Origin of the sequence: Pseudahrensia aquimaris, from assembly GCF_042676045.1 — a bacterium.
GTDB lineage: Bacteria > Pseudomonadota > Alphaproteobacteria > Rhizobiales > Rhizobiaceae > Pseudahrensia > Pseudahrensia aquimaris.
In genome coordinates this window covers 364,516-386,112 of the sequence record NZ_JBHTJV010000002.1, presented here as the reverse complement: position 1 = coordinate 386,112, position 21,597 = coordinate 364,516, and the positions used below count along the sequence as shown (strand labels likewise).

At 54.6% G+C, this 21,597-nt stretch carries 17 protein-coding genes, 3 tRNA genes and 2 rRNA genes; 7 read left to right on the top strand and 15 right to left on the bottom strand.

Annotated elements, in window-relative coordinates:
- The first annotated feature begins 113 nt into the window (after window positions 1-113).
- Genes ACFQ14_RS01670 through ACFQ14_RS01660 form a run of 3 tightly spaced genes read left to right on the top strand, consistent with a single transcriptional unit; the run spans window position 114 to window position 2,625 of the window.
- Window positions 114-1,034, top strand: a complete 921-nt coding sequence (locus ACFQ14_RS01670; RefSeq protein ID WP_377210956.1) for a carbohydrate ABC transporter permease — start codon at window positions 114-116, stop codon at window positions 1,032-1,034.
- Window positions 1,031-1,906 (top strand): carbohydrate ABC transporter permease, encoded by an 876-nt coding sequence (locus tag ACFQ14_RS01665; RefSeq protein WP_377210955.1) that lies wholly within the window; start codon window positions 1,031-1,033, stop codon window positions 1,904-1,906. The genes ACFQ14_RS01670 and ACFQ14_RS01665 overlap by 4 nt, the downstream gene beginning before the upstream one ends.
- Window positions 1,906-2,625, top strand: coding sequence for a cytochrome b561 domain-containing protein (locus tag ACFQ14_RS01660; RefSeq protein ID WP_377210954.1), 720 nt, complete (start codon window positions 1,906-1,908; stop codon window positions 2,623-2,625). The genes ACFQ14_RS01665 and ACFQ14_RS01660 overlap by 1 nt, the downstream gene beginning before the upstream one ends.
- Before the next feature lie 13 nt (window positions 2,626-2,638).
- On the opposite strand, the gene ACFQ14_RS01655 is transcribed toward ACFQ14_RS01660, so the two are convergent.
- Complete coding sequence (locus tag ACFQ14_RS01655; RefSeq protein ID WP_377210953.1) at window positions 2,639-3,061, bottom strand: GlcG/HbpS family heme-binding protein; 423 nt, start codon at window positions 3,059-3,061, stop codon at window positions 2,639-2,641.
- A gap of 62 nt (window positions 3,062-3,123) precedes the next feature.
- On the opposite strand from ACFQ14_RS01655, the gene ACFQ14_RS01650 reads away from it, so the two are divergent.
- The gene (locus tag ACFQ14_RS01650; RefSeq protein WP_377210952.1) at window positions 3,124-4,032 is read left to right on the top strand and encodes an SMP-30/gluconolactonase/LRE family protein; all 909 of its coding nucleotides are present in this window, start codon (window positions 3,124-3,126) and stop codon (window positions 4,030-4,032) included.
- 3 nt (window positions 4,033-4,035) lie between these two features.
- On the opposite strand, the gene preA is transcribed toward ACFQ14_RS01650, so the two are convergent.
- From preA to ACFQ14_RS01610, 8 genes are all read right to left on the bottom strand, one after another.
- Window positions 4,036-5,346 carry an NAD-dependent dihydropyrimidine dehydrogenase subunit PreA gene (gene preA / locus ACFQ14_RS01645; protein ID WP_377210951.1) on the bottom strand — a complete coding sequence of 437 codons (1,311 nt, stop codon included), beginning with the start codon at window positions 5,344-5,346 and terminating at the stop codon, window positions 4,036-4,038.
- 9 nt (window positions 5,347-5,355) lie between these two features.
- On the bottom strand, window positions 5,356-6,705 hold the full coding sequence (locus tag ACFQ14_RS01640) for an NAD(P)-dependent oxidoreductase (protein ID WP_377210950.1): 1,350 nt from the start codon (window positions 6,703-6,705) through the stop codon (window positions 5,356-5,358).
- 183 nt (window positions 6,706-6,888) lie between these two features.
- A complete protein-coding gene (locus ACFQ14_RS01635) occupies window positions 6,889-7,887 on the bottom strand; it encodes an ABC transporter substrate-binding protein (RefSeq protein ID WP_377210949.1) in 999 nt (332 codons plus the stop codon).
- A 78-nt stretch (window positions 7,888-7,965) separates the two neighbouring features.
- On the bottom strand, window positions 7,966-8,829 hold the full coding sequence (locus ACFQ14_RS01630; protein ID WP_377210948.1) for an ABC transporter permease: 864 nt from the start codon (window positions 8,827-8,829) through the stop codon (window positions 7,966-7,968).
- Window positions 8,826-9,704 carry an ABC transporter permease gene (locus ACFQ14_RS01625; RefSeq protein ID WP_377210947.1) on the bottom strand — a complete coding sequence of 293 codons (879 nt, stop codon included), beginning with the start codon at window positions 9,702-9,704 and terminating at the stop codon, window positions 8,826-8,828. The genes ACFQ14_RS01630 and ACFQ14_RS01625 overlap by 4 nt, the downstream gene beginning before the upstream one ends.
- On the bottom strand, window positions 9,697-10,470 hold the full coding sequence (locus ACFQ14_RS01620) for an ABC transporter ATP-binding protein (protein WP_377210946.1): 774 nt from the start codon (window positions 10,468-10,470) through the stop codon (window positions 9,697-9,699). The genes ACFQ14_RS01625 and ACFQ14_RS01620 overlap by 8 nt, the downstream gene beginning before the upstream one ends.
- 36 nt (window positions 10,471-10,506) lie before the next feature.
- Window positions 10,507-11,961 (bottom strand): dihydropyrimidinase, encoded by a 1,455-nt coding sequence (gene hydA, locus ACFQ14_RS01615; protein WP_377210945.1) that lies wholly within the window; start codon window positions 11,959-11,961, stop codon window positions 10,507-10,509.
- Between the two features lie 220 nt (window positions 11,962-12,181).
- Window positions 12,182-13,432: a Zn-dependent hydrolase gene (locus tag ACFQ14_RS01610; protein ID WP_377210944.1), complete on the bottom strand. Its 1,251-nt coding sequence runs from the start codon at window positions 13,430-13,432 to the stop codon at window positions 12,182-12,184.
- Between the two features lie 121 nt (window positions 13,433-13,553).
- Here ACFQ14_RS01610 and rutR point away from each other — a divergent pair, with 121 nt between their 5' ends.
- The gene (rutR, locus tag ACFQ14_RS01605; protein ID WP_377210943.1) at window positions 13,554-14,183 is read left to right on the top strand and encodes an HTH-type transcriptional regulator RutR; all 630 of its coding nucleotides are present in this window, start codon (window positions 13,554-13,556) and stop codon (window positions 14,181-14,183) included.
- Between the two features lie 35 nt (window positions 14,184-14,218).
- Here the strand turns inward: rutR and ACFQ14_RS01600 are convergent.
- A tRNA-Met gene (locus ACFQ14_RS01600) sits at window positions 14,219-14,295 on the bottom strand.
- A gap of 41 nt (window positions 14,296-14,336) precedes the next feature.
- Here ACFQ14_RS01600 and ACFQ14_RS01595 point away from each other — a divergent pair.
- Window positions 14,337-15,065 (top strand): hypothetical protein, encoded by a 729-nt coding sequence (locus ACFQ14_RS01595; RefSeq protein ID WP_377210942.1) that lies wholly within the window; start codon window positions 14,337-14,339, stop codon window positions 15,063-15,065.
- 12 nt (window positions 15,066-15,077) lie between these two features.
- On the opposite strand, the gene ACFQ14_RS01590 is transcribed toward ACFQ14_RS01595, so the two are convergent.
- Window positions 15,078-16,604, bottom strand: coding sequence for a hypothetical protein (locus ACFQ14_RS01590; RefSeq protein WP_377210941.1), 1,527 nt, complete (start codon window positions 16,602-16,604; stop codon window positions 15,078-15,080).
- 93 nt (window positions 16,605-16,697) lie between these two features.
- Between ACFQ14_RS01590 and ACFQ14_RS01585 the strand changes: the two genes are divergently transcribed.
- Window positions 16,698-17,696, top strand: coding sequence for an ELM1/GtrOC1 family putative glycosyltransferase (locus ACFQ14_RS01585; RefSeq protein ID WP_377210940.1), 999 nt, complete (start codon window positions 16,698-16,700; stop codon window positions 17,694-17,696).
- Window positions 17,697-17,799: 103 nt separating this feature from the next.
- On the opposite strand, the gene rrf is transcribed toward ACFQ14_RS01585, so the two are convergent.
- From rrf to ACFQ14_RS01565, 4 genes are all read right to left on the bottom strand, one after another.
- Window positions 17,800-17,914: ribosomal RNA gene (gene rrf / locus ACFQ14_RS01580) — 5S ribosomal RNA — on the bottom strand.
- Window positions 17,915-18,012: 98 nt separating this feature from the next.
- Window positions 18,013-20,821: ribosomal RNA gene (locus tag ACFQ14_RS01575) — 23S ribosomal RNA — on the bottom strand.
- A 495-nt stretch (window positions 20,822-21,316) separates the two neighbouring features.
- A tRNA-Ala gene (locus ACFQ14_RS01570) sits at window positions 21,317-21,392 on the bottom strand.
- Between the two features lie 41 nt (window positions 21,393-21,433).
- A tRNA-Ile gene (locus tag ACFQ14_RS01565) sits at window positions 21,434-21,510 on the bottom strand.
- Window positions 21,511-21,597: the final 87 nt, after the last annotated feature.

Sequence of the window (21,597 nt, the reverse complement as noted above, 5' to 3'; positions counted from 1 at the left end):
CTGCTTCCCACTGCCCCTGGGCGAGCAGCTGCCGGACCGTGCCTACAGACGCGTCACCGCGTTTCTGGGTACGGTCCGGTTCCCTTCGTTTCCAGCACCGGAATTACTAGACCATGACCGCCGCAGCACGGCTCAACAGGCTCACGCCCTACATGTTTCTTGCACCAGCGCTTCTAGTGCTGGTCGTCGCGCTGATGTATCCGATTGGCTATATGGTCTACGCCAGTTTTCTAGACTGGAGACCTTCACAATACATCTCCGAAGCGGAGTTCGTCGGGTTTCGCAACTACATCAATCTTTGGAACGACGAAGCCTTTCTTGAGAGCTTCGGCGTCACCCTGAAATTCGCTGCTGTCGTCGTCAGCATCGAAATGGTGCTTGGCGTTGGCCTTGCGCTCCTGCTCGACCGCAAATTGCGCGGCATGGCAGCCCTACGCACTATCTTCATTCTGCCGATGATGATCGCGCCCATCGTGGTCGGTCTCATGTGGCGCTATATGTATCACCCCACCGTGGGCATTTTTAACCGCACGCTGAAAGACTGGGGCTTTGAGCCGATCCCATGGCTGGCCGATGGCACATGGTCTTTCATCGCCGTCATCATCGCCGACGTTTGGCAATGGACGCCCTTTATTTTCATTCTGTCGCTTGCTGCCCTCCAGTCACTACCGCAATCAGCGTTGGAAGCTGCGGAAATTGACGGAGCAAGTGGTTGGCAAAAGGTCATCTACATCAAACTGCCGCTGATGATGCCCGTACTTATCGTCGCCCTGCTGCTTCGCCTGATTGATGCATTCAAAGTTCTGGAAGTCATTTTGGTGATGACCAATGGCGGCCCGGGGTTGTCGACCGAAATCCTTAGCCTGCGCATCTATCGAACAGCGCAGGAATTTCAAGAACTCGGCGTGGCAGCGGCGATGTCTAACTACCTGCTTATTCTGCTGATGCTGCTAACGACCATCATGTTCGTCTACAACAAGACGATGGAGAACCGCGCGGCCCGTCTGCGCGCTGCGGCGGAGGAAGACCTATGACCGCCCATACGGACAAGCCAGCCTCTCCAGCATTTTACGCGCTGATGGTGTGCCTTATCATCATGGCGCTCGGGCCAATCATGCTCATGCTGGCGACCTCGTTCAAAACCAATCTCGATATCAACGATGTGAACGTCAGCGCCTTCATCTTTACGCCGACAATCGCAAACTATGAATCCGTGCTGTGTAACGTTCTTTGGTACGAGCGGGCCAATGCAGACTATTGCGACCCGACATTTGGGCGCGCGCTTGGCAACTCGCTCTTCATCGCTCTGGTTTCTACTGCGATCACACTGATCATCGGCTGCATGGCAGCCTATGCACTGGTGCGGTTCCGCTTCATGGGGCGCGGGACGGTATCCATGACAACCCTGCTCATGCGCATGGTGCCACCAGCCGTTTTGCTGGTTCCCGTCTTTGGTATTTGGACCTTCCAGTTTGGCCTTGATGGTTCCTATTCGGGCATAATTCTCGTCTATGTGGCGATGAACCTGCCGTTCGTGATCTGGATATTACAGAGCTTCATCGTCCAAGTTCCCATCCAGCTTGAAGAAGCAGCCACGATGGACGGGGCAAACCCCTTGCAGGTTTTCTTCCTCGTCGTCCTGCCAATCATCAAGCCCGGCCTTGCAGCCGCAGCCATCTTCACCTTCCGTATTGCATGGAACGAATTCCTGCTCGCCAACGCCCTGTCGGGGCGCAGCACGCGCACAGTGCCAGTCACCATCGTCAATTCGATCACCGAATACGATATTGACTGGGGCGCGATCATGGCGACGGGCATGTTGCTGGCAATTCCACCCGTTATTTTCACATTCATTGCTTCAAAGCAGATCATCACTGGGATGACCGCTGGTGCGGTTAAGGGCTGATGTGGGAAGCGCTTTGGCAATGGCTCTGGTTGCCAATAGATGCCTCCCGCGCCCACGGCCTTGAGCAAAACGTTGCGTGGCACGGCCGATTGATGGTTGCCACATGGGGCTTTCTGTTCCCCATTAGCATCATCATCACCCGCTTTTTGAAAGTCACCCCACGCCAGCAATGGCCCAACGAATTGGACAATCGCTTCTGGTTTCGCGTGCATGTTGCCGCGCAGGTCTCAGGCGGTGTCCTCACTGCATTCGCAGTATGGCTTGTTTGGTCACCCGGCAGCGAAGGCAATCTTCCTTGGCTACACCGACTGTGCGGCTGGTCAGTTGTAAGCCTCTATTGTGCACAGTTCATCGGCGGCATAGCACGGGGAACCCGCGGCGGCATGGATGAACCAGCACCAGATGGATCAATACACGGTGATCACTTCGACATGACAACCCGCAGGGTGATTTTCGAATATGCACACAAAACGCTTGGCTACACGTCCATTGTTCTGGCAGCGATGGCGATGCTGCTCGGACTTTGGATCACCAACGCTTACATTTGGATGTGGCTCGGCCTCTTCGGCTGGTGGTGTTTTTCAATTACCGTCTATGCCGCGCTCCAGCGCAAAGGTATGGCACTCGATACCTATCAGGCAATCTGGGGGCCAGACCCAAACCTGCCAGGTAACCAGCGCAAACCCATCGGCTTTGGCATCCAGCGGCGCAATGGATAGAGCGGTGGTTCACTCAATCCACAACGTCCGCGCCAATAGCAGCAAGTGCTGCTTGCGCCACGGCAACGTCTTGCTCGCCACTGCCGGAGCCGACACCTATGCCGCCGACTGCCATACCCCCCTTCAAGATCGGCAAACCGCCAGGCAAGCCTGTAACAAAGCCTTCGGTGGCAGCGCCAATAGCGGGCCGCACTGCTTCTGGAATCGACGTCGTCGGCGCACCGATAGAAGCGGCTGTCATCGCCTTGGCGAGAGCACTTTTGCGGCTAAGAAACTTGGCACCCGTCATCCGCAATTCGCCCAACACTTCGCCGCTCGCGTCGACGATCACGATACACTGCGGCTGACCGATCTCTTCCGCTTTCAACATCGCCGCATCCAATGCCGCCAAAACGGCGCGGTGCGTGAGGTGTTGGCGCGTTTCAAAATAATCCACGATACATTCCATTTGTTCGGGTTCGCTCGGCTGTCACACTATTCTTACCGGAGGAAATCCGCATGTCCTTTTTCGAAGTGATTGATCCAGTCTTCGCCACCTATGTCATGGGCAATGCGCCGGTGAAGCAATTGGCAACCGGCTTCGATTGGGTGGAAGGACCGGTTTGGTTCGGTGATGCCAATTGCCTGCTGTTTTCCGATATTCCCAACAACCGCATCATGCGTTGGTCGCCAGAGACGGGCGTTTCGATCTACCGTGAACCGTCCAACTTCTCGAACGGCCACACCCGCGATCTACAAGGCCGCCTGGTTTCCTGCGAACACGGGGCGCGCCGCGTCACCCGCACAGAATTTGACGGTACGGTCACCGTGATCGCGGATTGCTTTGATGGCAAGCGGCTGAACTCGCCCAACGATGTGGTGGTGAAATCCGATGGCTCGATTTGGTTTTCCGATCCCCACTACGGCATCATGACCAATTACGAAGGCTACAAATCGGAACAGGAATTGCCCTGCAATGTTTATCGGGTGGACCCCGCCACCGGCGCCATTGATGCTGTTATAACCGACATGCAATGCCCCAACGGCCTTGCCTTTTCGCCCGATGAGTCCCTGCTTTACGTGGCAGACACCGGCACGATGTATTCGCCAGATGCCAAAAAGGAAATGCGGGTTTACGATGTGGCGGGCACTAGCACCGCAAACGGACGCTTCTTTCACAAGGTCGATCCTGGCGCGTCAGACGGCTTTCGTCTCGATACCGATGGCAATATCTGGACGTCCGCCGCCGATGGCGTTCACTGCATCGCGCCGGACGGTAAACTGTTGGGCAAGATACTTGTGCCCGAACTGGTGTCGAACGTGTGTTTTGGCGGCCGCGGCAATCACCGGCTTTTCATCACCGCAACAACCAGCTTCTACGCCATCAGCCTGAACCGCGCGGGCCAGCGACACGCACTTCCTGCGTAAGTCCTACTCCGCCGCGTCAGGCAGCGAGGACGGGTTGTTCGGGTGCGTCGTCCAGTTTTCGTAGTTGGGATTGATCGGCTGCTTGGTACGAGGGTCGGTTCCTTCAATGCGCTCCATCGTGATGCAATTATCCACCGGGCAAACATTCACGCACAGATTGCAGCCGACGCATTCCTCGTCGATCACCTCAAAGCGCCGCACACCATCCACCATGTTCGTGATCGCCTGATGGGACGTGTCTTCGCAGGCAATGTGGCAGCGGCCGCATGAGATGCACAAATCTTGGTCAATACGGGCCTTGGTGACGTAGTTGAGATTGAGATATTGCCAGTCGGTCACGTTTGGCACGGCCATACCTCGGAAGTCTTCAATCGTCTCAAAGCCCTTCTCGTCCATATAATTCGAAAGGCCTTCGATCATCTCTTCGACAATCCTGAAACCATAAGTCATCGCCGCCGTGCAGACCTGCACGTTGCCGCAACCGAGCGCTATATATTCTGCTGCGTCGCGCCAAGTGTTCACGCCGCCAATGCCGGAAATCGGCATGCCTCTGGTCTCCGCATCACGGGCAATCTCGGCCACCATGTTCAAAGCAATTGGCTTAACCGCTGGGCCGCAATAGCCACCGTGCGAACCTTTACCGTCGATTGATGGCTGGGGTGAAAAATCATCCAGATCCACTGAGACAATCGAGGAAATGGTGTTGATGAGCGACACAGCATCGGCACCGCCAGCCTTCGCCGCGCGGGCCGGATAGCGAATATCCGTTATGTTTGGCGTCAGCTTCACAATGGTTGGCATACGCGAATGTTGCTTGCACCAACGCGCTACCATTTCGATGTATTCTGGCACCTGCCCAACAGCCGCACCCATGCCACGCTCGGACATGCCGTGAGGACAGCCAAAGTTCAGCTCAATACCATCGGCCTCGGTTTCCTCAACGCGCTTGAGAATTTTTTTCCATGATTCCTCCTCGCACGGAACCATCAGCGATACGATCATCGCCCGGTTGGGCCACTTGCGCTTCACCTCTTTGATCTCGCGCAGATTAGTCTCCAAATCACGGTCGGTGATGAGTTCAATGTTGTTCAGTCCCAAAAGCCTGCGGTCCGGCCCCCAGATCGCGCCGTATCGAGGGCCGTTGACATTGACGACCGGCGGGCCTTCCTCGCCAAGTGTCTTCCAGACGACACCACCCCATCCAGCCTTAAAGGCACGTTCTACGTTGTATGCCTTGTCAGTCGGCGGTGCTGAGGCCAGCCAGAACGGGTTGGGTGATTTGATACCTAAAAAATTCGTTGCGAGGTTGGCCATGGTGTTCTCCTAGCCCATCAATGTGCGGTGAATATCTTCGGCGGCGATCTTGCCGTCTTCGACCGCGACGACCGTCAGATCCTCGCCTCCGGCAACACAATCTCCACCGGCCCAGATTTTCTCGTGATTGGATTTGCGCGCTTCATTTACAACGATCCGACCACGCTCCAAGGCCAAATCAACGCCGCCAAGAGGGCTCGCATCCGCTGTCTGACCTATGGCCTTGAACACCTGGTCGGCTTCGAGAATGACGGTCTCACCCGTGCCTTCCAGCGAACCGTTGCTGCCGCTTGTGTATTCCAATTCGATGGCAGCAACTTTTCCATCTTTCATGTGCAATTGCTTCGGCTGCAACCAGTGACGGATGCTAACGCCGTGGGTCTGCGCCACTTCCTGCTCATAGGCGCTCGCGCTCATGGCATCCGCACCGCGCCGGTAGCAAATGGTGACGTTCTCAGCGCCCAAGAGCTTAACCTGAGTCGCAACGTCAATTGCCGTCATGCCGCCACCGATCACAACCACATCGCGACCAACTGGGAGTTTGGACAGATCATCTGACTGGCGTAGTTGGGCGATGTAGTCGACAGCATTGATGCAATTTTCCGCATCGTCGCCTTCCAGTCCAAGATCATTCACGTCGCTCAGTCCGGCACCGACGAAGACTGCGGAAAAGCAATGGGTCAGGCTTTCAAGGGTCAATTCATCGCCCAAAGCCATCCCATATTTGATTTCAATACCGCCAATGCCCAAAATGAAGTCCACTTCACGGGAGGCAAAGTCATCGGTCGATTTATAGGCCGCAATGCCAAATTCGTTCAGACCACCTGGCTTTTCCCGCGCTTCGTAAATCGTCACATCGTGCCCATGCTGTGCAAGCCGGTGTGCGCAGGAAAGGCCAGCAGGACCAGCGCCGATGATGGCGATTTTGTGCCCTGTCTCTGGTGCTCGTTCAAAAGGCTGCTCACCAACAACTTCCATATAGTGATCAGTCGCATAGCGCTGGAGCAGCCCGATCTTGACCGGCTTGCCCTCCGCCATCTCGCGAACACAGACCTGCTCGCACAACGTCTCGGTAGGGCAAACGCGGGCACACATACCACCCATGATGTTCTGCTCGAAAATCGTCTCCGCCGATCCCTTCGGATTGTCTGTCGAAATTTGGCGGATGAACAGCGGAATATCGATGCTGGTCGGGCAGGCAGTCACGCAGGGCGCATCGTAGCAGAAGTAGCAGCGATCCGATTCCACCAGCGCCTCGTGGCGCGTCAGCGGCTCGTGCATGTCGGTAAAATTTTCCGCGTAAGCCTCCGCAGGCAAGCGCCCAGTCTTGATGTCGATTTCGTCTTTGGAAGTTGCCATGCGCAGTCTCTCCATCAAGCGATGCCTTTGCTGAAATCACTTCAGACCGGGCATTGTGTCGATATCGAAAGCCTACGAAATTTTATCAAAAGGTCAAATTTTTTCTTCGTTCAGGAGCCTGCAACAGTAAACAAAAAGGGCCGCTTCACAGCGGCCCTTTTCAGCGTTAAACGGCGTCTAAGCCTACTGCATAGACATCGCTTTTTTGGTGATAGCGTCCGTCCAAGCACCTTCAGGCTTCTTGGTGATGACAGGGTCATCGCCGCCGGAGAGCAACGATTCTACTGTCACTTCAGCGGCCGCCACATCCAGCGTTCCGTCGGAACCTTCAGTCAGCTTGTTGACCTCGCGCATCATGCGCTTTTGGTGTTCTTCCGTCTGAGCACCGGATGCATCGTTTTCAAGCACAATACCGGCAGCTTCATCAGGGTTCTCACGAGCATAGGCCCAGCCCTTCATGGAAGCCGCAACGAAACGCGCAAGCTTGTCGGCCATTTCCGGATCGTTGAGCTTTTCTTCCGTGGTGTAGAGGCCGTCTTCCAACGTGGCGACGCCTTGGTCTGTGTAGTTGAACACCACGAGATCATCCGGCGAGAAGCCAGCGTCGATGACCTGCCAATATTCGTTATAGGTCATGGTGGACACGCAGTCGGCCTGCTTTTGAATGAGCGGATCAACGTTGAAGCCCTGTTTCAACACAGTCACGCCATCGGCACCGCCTTCGGTGGGAATGCCCAGCTTGCTCATCCACGACAGGAACGGGAATTCATTGCCAAAGAACCACACGCCCAGCGTCTTGCCCTTGAAATCGGCAGGCGAGGTAATGCCTGTTTCCTTGCGGCAGGTCAGCATCATGCCAGAGCGTTTGAACGGCTGCGCGATGTTGACCAGCGGCACCCCTTTTTCGCGCGCGGCAAGCGCGGCCGGCATCCATTCCACGATCACGTCAGCACCACCACCGGCGATGACCTGAGGTGGCGCGATGTCCGGACCGCCGGGCTTGATTTCGACGTTGAGATTGACTTCATCATAGAAGCCTTTGTCCTTCGCGACGTAGTAACCGGCGAATTGTGCCTGCGTTACCCATTTAAGCTGCAAGGTAAGATTATCTGCTGCCCAAGCGAGCGAGGTCGAGGCCAGCGCCATTGCGGCGCCTGCGGCCAGTGAGATCCATTTATTCATTGGTGATACTCCTTTGTTGAACTTCGGTAGGTTTAGTCCTCGTTACCTGACTCCCGGTCTTTGCCGCTCTCTCCATCCTCAGGTTCTGTTTGACGGATGCCAGAAGGTCACAGACCGCTCGATCAGCGCAAGTGCGCCATAAGAGAGCGATCCGGCCAAGGCCGCCACGAAAATGGTGGCCCAAACCATGTCGACATTCAATCGTCCGACTTCGGCAGAAATTCGGAAGCCCATCCCAACGATGGGGGTGCCGAAAAACTCGGCCACGATCGCGCCGATCAAGGCAAGCGTCGAATTGATTTTGAGCGCATTGAAAACGAAAGGCATGGCAGCAGGAAGCCGCAGCTTCAGCAGCGTCTGCGATTTTGATGCCGCATACGTGCGCATCAAATCGCTCTCCATCGCACTGGTCTGGTTCAGCCCCGCCACGGTGTTCACCAGCATGGGAAAGAACGTCATGACGATCACAACGGCGGCCTTCGACTGCCAGTCAAAGCCGAACCACATCACCATGATGGGCGCGATGCCGATGATGGGAAGCGCCGAGACCAGATTGCCAATGGGCATGATGCCCGCTTTCCAGAAGGGTGAGCGGTCGACCAGAATAGCGGTCAGGAAACCCAGCCCGCAGCCCATCACATAGCCGCTGATGACGGCCTTCAGATAGGTCTGCTGGAAGTCAGCCCAGAGGATCGGCAAGGAATTGATGATCCGCTCCCATATCATCGACGGCGGCGGAAGAATGACAGGTGGCACACCCAGCCCTCGCGTCACGCCCTCCCAAAGTGCGATAAGCGCCGCACCGAAAAGAACAGGTATCGCCAAGTTGACCATAGTTTGCTGCGTCGCATTTGTCGTCTCAATCCGTGAGAGGCGGGTGTTGGCGAACCATGCGGCCAGCCAAAAGACCACGCAGACCGTGAGAAGAACCGTCCCGCTCACAGCGCCGCCTCCTGCACGCCCATGCGCCGGTTCACCCGCTTGCCGATAACACCGATCAGCGCCACCAGCGTGCCGGCGAGGATGGCGGCGACGATAAGCGCCGACCAGATTTGCACCGTCTGCCCGTAATATGAACCAGCCAGCAGCCTAGCGCCAAGACCCGCCACGGCACCAGTCGGCAATTCGCCGACGATGGCACCGACGAGCGATGCAGCGATGGCAATTTTCATGGACGTGAAAAGGTAAGGCACAGCCGTCGGCCAACGCAATTTCCACAGCACTTGAGAAGCGGGCGCAGAATATGTCTTCATCAAATCGAGATGCATCCGATCCGCCGAGCGCAGCCCTTTGACCATGCCAACGGCCACGGGGAAGAAAGAAAGATAAGTCGAGATGATCGCCTTTGGCAGCAGGCCGGTCACCCCAACCGAGTTGAGCACAACGATAATCATCGGTGCGATGGCAAGAATGGGGATCGTCTGCGATGTGATGATCCACGGCATCAGCGATTTATCCAGTACCCGCGAATGCACTATGCCGATGGCCAGCGCGACGCCCAGCAGCGTGCCGAAGACAAAGCCCAACAGGGTCGCCGAAAGCGTGATCCAAGCGTGATAAATCAGACTGCGCTTTGAGGTGATTTTCTTCTCAACAGTCGTCTCCCAAATTTCCACCGCCACCTGATGCGGCGCGGGCAGAACGGGACGCTTCTGCGCCATCGTCGCGGGCAGGACTTCGATAAAACTGACGGACTTACCCGCCCGTTCCGCCTGGTCGTATTGAAACTTGGCGTTGAGCAAAGCCGCGCCCGCGTACCAAAGCGCGATGATCATCGCGACAACGGTGATGACAGGCAGTGCGCGGCTCCTAATCATAGGCGTGCCCCGCTTTCAGCCCGTCGCGCACCTTTTGGGCAATCTTCAGAAATTTCGACGTCTCGCGGATTTCCAGCGGCCTGTCCTTGCCCAGATTGCAGTCGATCACCTCATGAATGCGTCCGGGACGCGGGCTCATGACGACGATTTTGGTGGAGAGATAAACCGCTTCGGGGATGGAGTGCGTGACGAAAACGATGGTCTTCTGCGTCTCCGCCCAAAGCTTTAACAATTGCTCGTTCAGGTGATCGCGCACGATTTCATCCAGTGCGCCGAACGGTTCGTCCATCAGCAGCATGTCCGGCTGAACCGCCAGCGCCCGCGCAATCGATGCCCGCTGCTGCATGCCGCCGGAAAGCTGCCAAGGGAACTTCTGCTCAAAACCGGTAAGGTCCACCAGCGCCAGATTGCCACTCACACGCTTATGCTGCTCATCCTTGGAAAGTCCCATCACTTCCAGCGGCAGCGCGATGTTGTCGGCAATCGTGCGCCAGGGAAACAAAGCCGCCGCCTGAAACACATAGCCATAAGCCCGCTTCAGCCGCGCCTGCTCAGGCGTCATGCCGTTCACCGATATCGTGCCGCCGGTTGGTTGCTCCAGATCAGCGATCACGCGAAGCAGGGTCGTCTTCCCGCAGCCCGAAGGACCAATCAGCGAGACGAATTCGCCCTTCTCGACATCCAGATCAATACCCGATAGCGCATGCACCGGCGCGTCGGCCGTCTGAAACGTCAGATCAAGACTGCGAGCGGAGATGACGGTCAATGTGGCCTCACCGTTTCGCTTGCCCCCGCTGGCACGTCAAACCCCCGTTGCCGGAATGCCGGTGCGTTTTACGGGTGTGGGGGCGGTCAGCTCTTTCCACTTCGACAGAGCTGCGTTGACGGGTGCGTTTGGTTTGCGTTTGACAAATTTGCCGTGGCCCTCGCGGGTCTTCACTTCGCCGTCGTGGATCGAGACATGGCCACGAGAGAGGGTGAAGCGCGGAAGGCCCCTCACCTGCTGACCTTCGAACACGTTGTAGTCGATGGCGGATTGCTGCGCACCTGCGCTGATCGTCTTTTCCTTCTCGGGGTCCCACACCAGGATATCGGCGTCCGCACCGACGATGATCGCGCCCTTTTTAGGATACATGTTCAGGATTTTCGCGATATTCGTGGAAGTGACTGCAACGAACTCGTTCATCGTCAGGCGGCCCGTCTCGACACCGTGGGTCCACAGCATCGGCATGCGGTCTTCCAGACCACCGGTGCCGTTGGGTATTTTGGTGAAGTCACCCACACCGAAGCGCTTCTGTTCGGTTGTGAAGGCACAATGGTCGGTCGCAACAACGGAAAGCGAGCCGGATTGCAGACCGGCCCAGAGCGAGTCCTGATGCTTCTTGTTGCGGAACGGCGGGCTCATCACGCGGCGTGCGGCATGGTCCCAGTCCTGATTGAAATATTCGCTCTCATCAAGCGTCAGATGCTGGATGAGCGGCTCGCCCCATACCCGCTTGCCCTGCATCCGTGCCCTGCGGATGGCCTCGTGCGCCTCCTCGCAGGACGTGTGCACCACGTAAAGCGGCGCACCTGCCATGTCGGCAATCATGATCGCGCGGTTGGTCGCTTCGCCTTCCACCTGGCTGGGGCGCGAATAGGCGTGTGCCTCCGGCCCCGTATTGCCCTCGGCCAGCAGCTTGGCGGAAAGCTCCGCCACCACATCGCCGTTCTCCGCATGCACCATCGGCGTAGCGCCAAGCGCAGCGCAGCGCTGGAACGAGGCGTAGAGCTCGTCGTCGTTCACCATCAGCGCGCCTTTATAGGCGAGGAAGTGTTTGAACGTATTGATGCCGCGGTCCTTGACGACCGTTTCCATCTCGTTGAACACCTGCTCGCCCCACCAGGTGATCGCCATGTGGAAGGAATAATCGCAGTTCGCGCGGGTCGATTTGTTGTCCCACATCTGAATGGCATCCAGCAGGCTCTGCTCCGGCGACGGCAGACAGAAGTCGACGACCATCGTCGTGCCGCCAGCAAGCGCCGCACGGGTGCCGGATTCAAAGTCGTCGCTGGAATAGGTGCCCATGAACGGCATTTCGAGGTGCACATGAGGGTCGATACCGCCGGGCATGACGTAGCATCCCGTTGCGTCCAATTCCGTACCGCCGGAAAGGTTCGGCCCGATCTCCGTGATAACCCCACCTTCGATTTTAACGTCGGCTTCATAGGTGAGATCGGCGGTGACGACGGTGCCGTTTTTGATGATGGTTGTCATGGGTCAAACCTTTCAATGACTATGTCACGATGAATAAGAGACCAATTTGGGTTCATCCGGATTCCCCATGTGGGATTGTCGATCAGCCACTTGGCCGCATCTTCAATTCTCTCAAACTCGCGATACTCGGAAAGGGAATTGTCAGGTTTCTTCAAGCCACACACAAATCGGTTATTGGCGTTTTTTTCAGCAACTTGATTGCTAGATGATTTTCGTATCTTCACCCCACAATCTCCGCCGCTTCCACAACGGCGTGGAACAACACTTCCGCCCCCGCCGTGCTCCACTCTTTCGAAATATCTTCCGCCTCGTTGTGCGACAGGCCATCGACGCAAGGGCACATCACCATCGCCGTCGGCGCGACGCGGTTAATCCAGCAGGCGTCGTGGCCCGCGCCGCTCACGATATCCATGTGCGAATAGCCGAGCCGTTCCGCCGCGTCGCGGATGGATTGCACCAGTTTCTTGTCAAATGCTGGCGGATCAAATTGGCCAACGATTTCAGCCGAAAATTCCACGCCAATCGCCTCGCACAGTTTCGGTGCCTCGGCCATTAGCCGCTCATTCATCCCTTGAAGCGTATCCAGTTCGTGACTGCGGAAATCCACCGTGAAGACCACCTTCCCCGGAATGATGTTGCGGCTGTTGGGATAGACATCGATATGGCCGATGGCACCCACTGCGTTCGGCGCGTTGTCCATCGCGATCTCGTGGACGAGCTCCGTCACCTGCGCCAGACCGCGCCCGGCATTTTTGCGCATTAGCATGGGGGTGGAGCCGGTATGGCTCTCCTTGCCGGTAATCGTACATTCGATCCACCGCAGCCCCTGCCCATGGGTAACGACGCCGATATCCTTGCCCTCAGCTTCAAGGATCGGCCCTTGCTCGATGTGCAATTCGAGGAAAGCGTGCATCTTGCGCGCGCCAACCTCCTCATCACCTTTCCAGCCAATCCGCTCAAGTTCATCACCAAATTTCAGGCCGTTGGCATCGACCTTCTCGTAAGCCTCTTCCTTTGGAAAGATGCCCGCGAACACGCCAGACGCCATCATGGCGGGGGCAAAACGGGTGCCTTCTTCGTTCGTCCAGTTCGTGACCACGATCGGGTGTTTGGTTTTAATATCGAGGTCGTTAAGCGTGCGGACGATCTCCAGCCCGGCCAGCACACCCAGTACGCCATCATAGCGCCCGCCAGTCGGCTGCGTATCCAGATGCGAGCCCACGTAGACCGGCAGCGCGTCCGGGTCCGTGCCTTCACGGCGCATGAACATCGTGCCCATCTGGTCAACACCCATCGATAAGCCAGCATCTTCGCACCACGTTTGAAACAGCCGGCGCGCCTCAGCGTCTTCATCCGTCACCGTCTGGCGGTTGGAGCCGCCAGCCACGCCAGGACCGATTTCTGCGATTGCGTGTATGGTATCCCAGAGCCTGTCGCCGTTTACCCGAAGGTTTTCGCCCGGTGCCGCCATTGCTGCCTCACTTGTTGAGCCGAAATAAAAACTTGACTGCTTGGTCAAATTTGAAGGCTATAAAGGCGACCAGCATTGGTCAAGCGGGATTTCAGCAAGCCAGCAAGGGGGCCACAGAACTTTGGCAGCGACAGCAAAGAAAAAACGCAGCCGCATCCAAACGGCTAATCGCAGCGCAATCATCGAAGCGGCACTCGACGTGTTTTCCACAGACGGTTACCGCGGCGCCACGCTCGACCGCATAGCCGACCGCGCGGGCTTATCAAAAACCAACCTGCTCTACTACTTCCCTTCAAAAGAAGAGGTTTACAAAACCGCCCTGGAGCAAACAGTCGAAGGCTGGCTTGATCCGTTCGAAGAAATATCGCCCAACGGCGACCCGATTGAAGAGCTGCGCCGCTACATAACCTACAAACTGCAAATGTCAGCCAAACAGCCCGAGGCATCGCGCCTCTTTGCCAACGAGGTGCAACGCGGGGCACCCTTGATGCTGGAATTTCTGCAAACGCGCCTGAAGGCTTTGGTAGACGAAAAAGCGTCCGTCATTCGCGGCTGGATAGACGAGGGAAAGTTAGCCCCCGTTGATCCCTATCATCTGATTTTCATGATCTGGGCAACCACACAGCACTACGCCGACTTCGACACCCAAATCGTCGCCATCATGGGAAAACAGAGCGCAAAGAAGGGCTTCCACGAACAAACTGCACACGCAGTGCTGTCGATAATACTAAACGGCATAAAGCCTCGATGACTGAGGACAATTGTAGGTGAATAGTGTTTGTAAGTTGGTTGCGGGGGTAGGATTTGAACCTACGACCTTCAGGTTATGAGCCTGACGAGCTACCGGGCTGCTCCACCCCGCGACAGTGTCGAATACGACGAGGCTTATATGTAGGTTTGTCCAGTGGAATTCAACCCGAATTCGACACCGACATTGCCTTTGTTTCGCAAAAGGCTGACAAAATCGCAGTTATTATATGATGGGCAAACCGCAATGAGCAGTCGAACCAAAATGTCGAAGCCGAAGAGATTTGTTTTGTTGATTGCAGGGCCCTCCGGTAGCGGGAAAAGCACATTTATCCAGCAGCTCAGAGATGGTGTTTTGCCTGCTGAAATCAGATATATTCTACCTCAAAATTGCTGTGACTGGCCGATGATAGAAGGGAATGACCTGCTGAAGATAGAACGTCGTCCGTCAAGAAAGAGCGCATTGGACGAGTTGGTATCTGCAGCAGAAATAATCGCCCATTACGACTCGTATTTTATTCGCAACACACCGTGCGTTCGATATGACGAAGATCCGGCCCATGGCCTGTGGGCTACAGCGGAACAGTTCGCGGTCGTCAGTGTTGAAATTGACCACGAGGAAAACCGCGCGCACCTTTTGAAGCGAAAGCAACTTGCGAGAAAGAAGAGTACGGCCAGTCGAATTTGGGCGTCATCGAAGCGCTTGTTTGGGCGCCGCCGCAAGGAGATCACAATGGAGCAGATGCTCGAAAACGAAGAACTACTGGACATTTGGACTGCAAAGTGGACAGCCTACCTTGTAGAATTGGGAACCATGCCAAATTGTGTGCTGATCTCAAAAGTGAAGCCAGATCGCGAAAGAAACGGAGGGTTTAGGCTTGCTTGAGAGTTCCAACGCTTAGGTTTTAAAGACGCCCAGCTCTTTAAGTCTCTCTGCCAAGGCCGAACCGCCAAGCAAATCCAGTTTTTCTAGATGCTCCATCGCTTCCGTGCTGTTATCGCTGGAGTGAACCACACGCATAGGCTGGCCACCCGGCCCTGGCATCAAAGCTCGAATTTCCTGCTTTGCTGCGCGAACCCGGTCATTATCAAGATTAGGAAACTTTCGGCCCGTGCGTTTGGTGGGTATCTCTACGCTATGATCCCAAGTCACAAAGATATGCGTAGGAAGAGCTAAGGTGTTCTGCTCTTTGTCATGCCAATTGCCGCCGCGTATCTCGCTAACAGCGAGCTTTTGCATCTCGGCGGTGAGGTCAACTTCTTTCAAAATTTCAAATCGCTTATCCAGCAGAACTCTTACGTTCTCAACTGCTTGCGGATACATCGCAAAATCCCGTACCAGAAATGTCGCTAACCCAGCCTTCAAACCATCTGCCTGCACATATCGCCCTTTAACAAAGGGGTTACGTCTCGCGTAGAAGGCCATAAGATCGTGACCGGGAAAATATCCCTCGGCTTTTAGGGCAGCTTCAATATCGCTGATAGTTTGCGGGCGGGCCATCAGCGCTTCGCTGGCAGCATCGCACAAGTCTTGATAGGTGGTCGCTGACTTGAATGTGTGTTGGTCGAGGCTTTCGTGTTGGGGGTCAAGATGCGCGCTCTTGGCATGAAACAGAACATGGTAGCCTAGTGACAGGTAACGCATTCGCGCATTGGCCGCCTTGATCCCGCTTTCTCTTTGCTGAGAGGTCGTCAATATATCTTGCGCAAAACGCGGCACAAAGTAGGGCACTGTTTTATAGTCATGCCCACCAACGCCCGATACGCTGTAGACATCCATCGCAACCGTGGAGACGGTTTTTGAAAACGTTTCATGCAGGCTTTCGATATCTTGATCATCAACCAGCAGATCCAAGTCCTTAAAAGGCGTCTGATTTTCAACTCGTTCGATTGAGCGAAGAAGGACATATTTCAGCTCCTTCAACTTGTTCAATGCTTCCATAGGCTTCAATTCGCGCGGATAGAAAGCGTGGCGGTTGTCAGTCAATTTTGGCGCTACTGCCAAGACAATGAAGGCGCGTAGCTTTCCTCCGTGCTCAATTTCCACAGTGCCGATCCGCGACAGCAACCCACTTTTGAAATATCGACGACCAAGCCAGACGATAATTTCAGTGGACACACTCATGGGCATCAAAAGATGCCTAATTCTTGCAGCGAAGAAATATCGTTTTTTGAGAAGGGCCAGCCTCGAGATGCCCGAAAGAATGACTGTCGAACAATTACTGGCAGCAATATCGCGCCAATGGGTATAGGGACCGCTCAACCACTCGTTGCGTTGCCAGTCATTTTTTCGAGGATTCAGTTGGAGAACATCGTGTGCGCCAAAGTTGAGAACCGCTTGTGCCAGCGTCTCATCGTCAGAGTTTATCAGAGCAACAAGTTTGTCGCCGAGAACGGTCTGTTCAAGATTTTGTTCTTGGTCCATTGGCGAGCAACCTGGATCCGTGTCACGGTCGGTTTGGCGTGATATGTTGGGCGCGGCAACCCTTTTGTTCAAACATTTTCTGAGTCTTCCATTGTGAAACTGCTTCTCATCAGCGATGGCCGTCCTGGCCACGTGCATCAAAGCGACGGAATATTGGCAGCGATTCGCAAGATGAGCCAACCAGAAGTTTATAGAGCACATCTAGAAAAACGCAGTTGGCCGCCCAGGCGCATCAGGACCGCAATCCTAGCGTCAAAAAACATGCGGCAGATCTTGCCCACTGCCACCAGCTTAAAACTCGCGGGTTTGGATGTAGGGTCAATACCGTTCAAACCGGACATTATTATATCGACCGGTGGCGCCTGTCTTGGAGCCAGTGTAATGGCTGCTCAAGTGTTTAACGCAGTGAATATCCACAGCGGGTCAACGCGTGGTTTTTCTGACAGTGACTTTTCTGTCGTCCTGCATCTCAATCCGTCTTTTTCCGATCGATCCAATTACATTATTGGGTTGAAGCCATCTGCTATACAGCCCATTCCACGCGCGGCTGATCAAAAGTCCGGCCTTGCATTGCTCATTGGAGCACCAACATCGAGTCATCCGTTCTCAAAGGCTGAGTGGAGCGCACTTGTCAGTTGGCTTGAGAAAACTGAGTTTCAACTGGAAATTCTAAGTTCGCCAAGAACGCCCTTAGCGTGGACGAACGATTTGCTTCGGGTCTCATCATCAAACAGCGCTAGGATTATGTTTCGTAACTTTCAATCTGAAGGCGTGGGAGGCGTTGCAGAAGCACTCGCATCTTCAATGGGCGTGATGGTGACAGCGGATTCCAATTCCATGATTGCTGAAGCCGTGGCGGCCCAAGTGCCTGTCGTCTCTTTAGAACCAAGTTCATATGGCAAGGTTCCGGATGTGGAATACAATCAATTGCTGCGCAGCAACGGTTGGGTTGAGACTCTCAAGATAGAGATCATTTCCGACGAGCAAATCGCAAAGAAAATAGCTACATGCACGCCCATGACTGAGAATCATCTAGATACTCTCGTCAAGAACTTAAGGGAAAAGCTCCCGCAACTTTTTGGGTCTTTGTGAACGTCAAAATCGCTGACACCTTCCAAAACAAAAAAGCCCTGAGCGATGATGCTCAGGGCTTTTTGTTTGGGTATGCAGAGAATTCCATGAATGCGATTGGCAGAGCTGGCAGCGACCTACTCTCCCGTGCCTTAAGACAAAGTACCATCGGCGCTGGAGCGTTTCACTTCCGAGTTCGGGATGGGATCGGGTGCAGCCACTCCGCCATAACCACCAGCTCGGCCAAGCGCATTCATGTGTGAAACTGGAATTTAATATATTTTTCGATTGTTTGCCAGAAAACCCAAATTTGGGCTCATGGTCACAAGTAATGAGAACGATCAAGCCGATCGGACTATTAGTACTGGTAAGCTTCATACCTTACGGCACTTCCACACCCAGCCTATCAACGTCGTAGTCTTCGACGATCCTGTTTAGGGAATACTCGTTTCGAGGTTAGTTTCCCGCTTAGATGCCTTCAGCGGTTATCTATTCCGTATATAGCTACCCTGCAATGCGGCTGGCGCCACAACAGGTCCACCAGTGATACGTCCATCCCGGTCCTCTCGTACTAGGGACAGATCCTCTCAATATTCCTACACCCACGGCAGATAGGGACCGAACTGTCTCACGACGTTCTGAACCCAGCTCACGTACCGCTTTAATTGGCGAACAGCCAAACCCTTGGGACCTGCTCCAGCCCCAGGATGCGATGAGCCGACATCGAGGTGCCAAACAACCCCGTCGATATGGACTCTTGGGGGTCATCAGCCTGTTATCCCCGGCGTACCTTTTATCCGTTGAGCGATGGCCCTTCCACGCGGGACCACCGGATCACTATGACCGACTTTCGTCTCTGCTCGACTTGTCAGTCTCGCAGTCAGGCTGGCTTATGCCATTGCACTCAACGACCGATTTCCGACCGGTCTGAGCCAACCATCGCGCGCCTCCGTTACTATTTGGGAGGCGACCGCCCCAGTCAAACTACCCGCCACACAATGTCCCGGACCCGGATAACGGGCCGCGGTTAGACATCAATAATAATAAGGGTGGTATTTCAAGGATGGCTCCACGCTATCTGGCGACAACGCTTCAAAGCCTACCACCTATCCTACACATATTATCACTAATGCCAGTGTGAAGCTGTAGTAAAGGTGCACGGGGTCTTTCCGTCTAACCGCAGGAACCCCGCATCTTCACGGGGAATTCAATTTCACTGAGTCTATGCTGGAGACAGCGGGGAAGTCGTTACGCCATTCGTGCAGGTCGGAACTTACCCGACAAGGAATTTCGCTACCTTAGGACCGTTATAGTTACGGCCGCCGTTTACTCGGGCTTCAATTCAAGGCTTGCACCTCTCCTTTTAACCTTCGAGCACCGGGCAGGCGTCAGACCCTATACGTCGTCTTGCGACTTCGCAGAGCCCTGTGTTTTTGATAAACAGTCGCCACCCCCTCTTTTGTGTCACCATACGCGGCTTGCGCCACGCAAGGTCATGCTTATCCCGAAGTTACGCATGCAATTTGCCGAGTTCCTTCAGCATAGTTCTCTCAAGCGCCTTAGTATTCTCTACCTGTCCACCTGTGTCGGTTTGGGGTACGGTCTTAACGGTGGAGCTATTTCCTGGAACCGCTTCATTGCCCACTCAATCCAATAAGAGTGAACCACTTACGCGATCCGTCACTACCACCAGGTACAGGAATATTAACCTGTTTCCCATCGACTACGCATTTCTGCCTCGCCTTAGGGGCCGACTAACCCTGCTCAGATTAACTTTAAGCAGGAAACCTTGGACTTTCGGCGAAGGGGTCTCTCACCCCTTTTATCGTTACTCATGTCAACATTCGCACTTCTGATACCTCCAAGAGCTCTCACGAGTCTCCCTTCACAGGCTTACAGAACGCTCCGCTACCGCGTGCCCGAAGGCACACCCGCAATTTCGGTGTATGGCTTTAGCCCCGTTACATTTTCGGCGCAGAAACCCTTATTTAGACCAGTGAGCTGTTACGCTTTCTTTAAATGATGGCTGCTTCTAAGCCAACATCCTGGTTGTTTTGGGATTTCCACTTCCTTTCCCACTTAGCCATAACTTGGGGACCTTAATTGGCGGTCAGGGTTGTTTCCCTCTCCACTACGGACGTTAGCACCCGTAGTGTGTCTGCCGACTAGTACTCCTCGGTATTCAGAGTTTGGTTAGGATCAGTAAGACGGTGAGTCCCCATAGCCCATCCAGTGCTTTACCCCCGAGGGTATTCGGTCGACGCTCTACCTAAATAGATTTCGCGGAGAACCAGCTATTTCCGAGTTTGATTGGCCTTTCACCCCTATCCACAGGTCATCCCCGCATATTGCAACATGCGTGGGTTCGGTCCTCCAGTGCATGTTACTGCACCTTCAACCTGCCCATGGATAGATCACTCGGTTTCGGGTCTAATGCAACGAACTGAACGCCCTATTCAGACTCGCTTTCGCTACGCCTACACCTATCGGCTTAAGCTTGCTCGTTACACTAAGTCGTTGACCCATTATACAAAAGGTACGCAGTCAGGCTCGTAGCCCTCCTACTGTTTGTAGGCATTCGGTTTCAGGGACTATTTCACTCCCCTTGTCGGGGTGCTTTTCACCTTTCCCTCACGGTACTTGTTCACTATCGGTCATGCACGAGTATTTAGGCTTGGAGGGTGGTCCCCCCATGTTCAGACAGGATTTCACGTGTCCCGCCCTACTCAAGGACAATAAGAAGAATTACGCATACGGGGCTATCACCCACTATGGCCAAACTTTCCAGAATGTTCCGCTTGTCTTCAAATTGTCACTGGCCTGGTCCGCGTTCGCTCGCCGCTACTGACGGAATCTCGGTTGATGTCTTTTCCTACGGGTACTTAGATGTTTCAGTTCCCCGCGTTCGCTTCTTACACCCTATATATTCAGATGTAGATACTCTTTAGTTGAAACCGTTAGTCCGACACCGTGCAGATCGAAATCAACACGATGTCAAAATAACGGTCTCTAGAGTGGGTTTCCCCATTCGGAAATCGCCGGATCAAAGCTTATTCGCAGCTCCCCGACGCTTATCGCAGCGTATCACGTCCTTCATCGCCTGTGCATACCAAGGCATCCACCAAACGCCCTTAAGACACTTGATCGTTCTCATTACCAATAACCATGACGACCACATCCAATTTGAGAGAAGATGTGGACCAAAGCCGCGCCTTTTGAAATCGCAGCAATGATCATTGGCAAACAATCTAATATATACCGCACTTCAATATCGGTTCGTGTGCACTCCCCGATAAGGGCAAAACTGCTCAATGGCGTGAAAGCCAAACTCCGCTTGAAGGAGCATGGATATCAAACCACAGATTTGCAGTGCGATTTTGCCAGCACGGGAGGAGTGTAGCACCCTGGAAGGTGCAGCCCATACTGGCGAAAGACCAGTTTCACGAGATATAAAAGCGGCCAACGGTTAGGATGGCTTTTCGTAAGATTGGACCGCCGGCTAAATAAAGCGGCCAATCGGCTCTCATATCTTCTCTCTACAATGTTCTGGAACAGGCATCAGACGCGGCTAGCGCGACGATGCAATATCGTTTCTTAATTCTCGGATGTTCTTCAGCGCGCCACATGGCGTCTCAAGAATATGGTGGAGCCAGACGGGATCGAACCGACGACCTGAAGCTTGCAAAGCTACCGCTCTCCCAACTGAGCTATGGCCCCTAAACTGCTTGAGTTCACGACCTAATTTCAGCGAGGGAAATTGGTGGGCCGAGGAAGATTTGAACTTCCGACCTCACGATTATCAGTCGTGCGCTCTAACCAACTGAGCTACCGGCCCAATCTCTTTAATTTATGACAGGCCAACAGCACTCAACCTGCCTATTCCGGCAAGACGAGGAGTGGTGTGCATCCGAGAAGAAAGAGA

Coding starts and splice junctions, on each gene's coding strand:
- preA (WP_377210951.1), bottom strand. CDS start 5,346: ATGGCCAACCTCGCAACGAATTTTTTAGGTATCAAATCACCCAACCCG.
- ACFQ14_RS01625 (WP_377210947.1), bottom strand. CDS start 9,704: ATGATTAGGAGCCGCGCACTGCCTGTCATCACCGTTGTCGCGATGATC.
- ACFQ14_RS01640 (WP_377210950.1), bottom strand. CDS start 6,705: ATGGCAACTTCCAAAGACGAAATCGACATCAAGACTGGGCGCTTGCCT.
- ACFQ14_RS01635 (WP_377210949.1), bottom strand. CDS start 7,887: ATGAATAAATGGATCTCACTGGCCGCAGGCGCCGCAATGGCGCTGGCC.
- ACFQ14_RS01665 (WP_377210955.1), top strand. CDS start 1,031: ATGACCGCCCATACGGACAAGCCAGCCTCTCCAGCATTTTACGCGCTG.
- ACFQ14_RS01650 (WP_377210952.1), top strand. CDS start 3,124: ATGTCCTTTTTCGAAGTGATTGATCCAGTCTTCGCCACCTATGTCATG.
- ACFQ14_RS01590 (WP_377210941.1), bottom strand. CDS start 16,604: ATGGACCAAGAACAAAATCTTGAACAGACCGTTCTCGGCGACAAACTT.
- ACFQ14_RS01660 (WP_377210954.1), top strand. CDS start 1,906: ATGTGGGAAGCGCTTTGGCAATGGCTCTGGTTGCCAATAGATGCCTCC.
- ACFQ14_RS01610 (WP_377210944.1), bottom strand. CDS start 13,432: ATGGCGGCACCGGGCGAAAACCTTCGGGTAAACGGCGACAGGCTCTGG.
- hydA (WP_377210945.1), bottom strand. CDS start 11,961: ATGACAACCATCATCAAAAACGGCACCGTCGTCACCGCCGATCTCACC.
- ACFQ14_RS01670 (WP_377210956.1), top strand. CDS start 114: ATGACCGCCGCAGCACGGCTCAACAGGCTCACGCCCTACATGTTTCTT.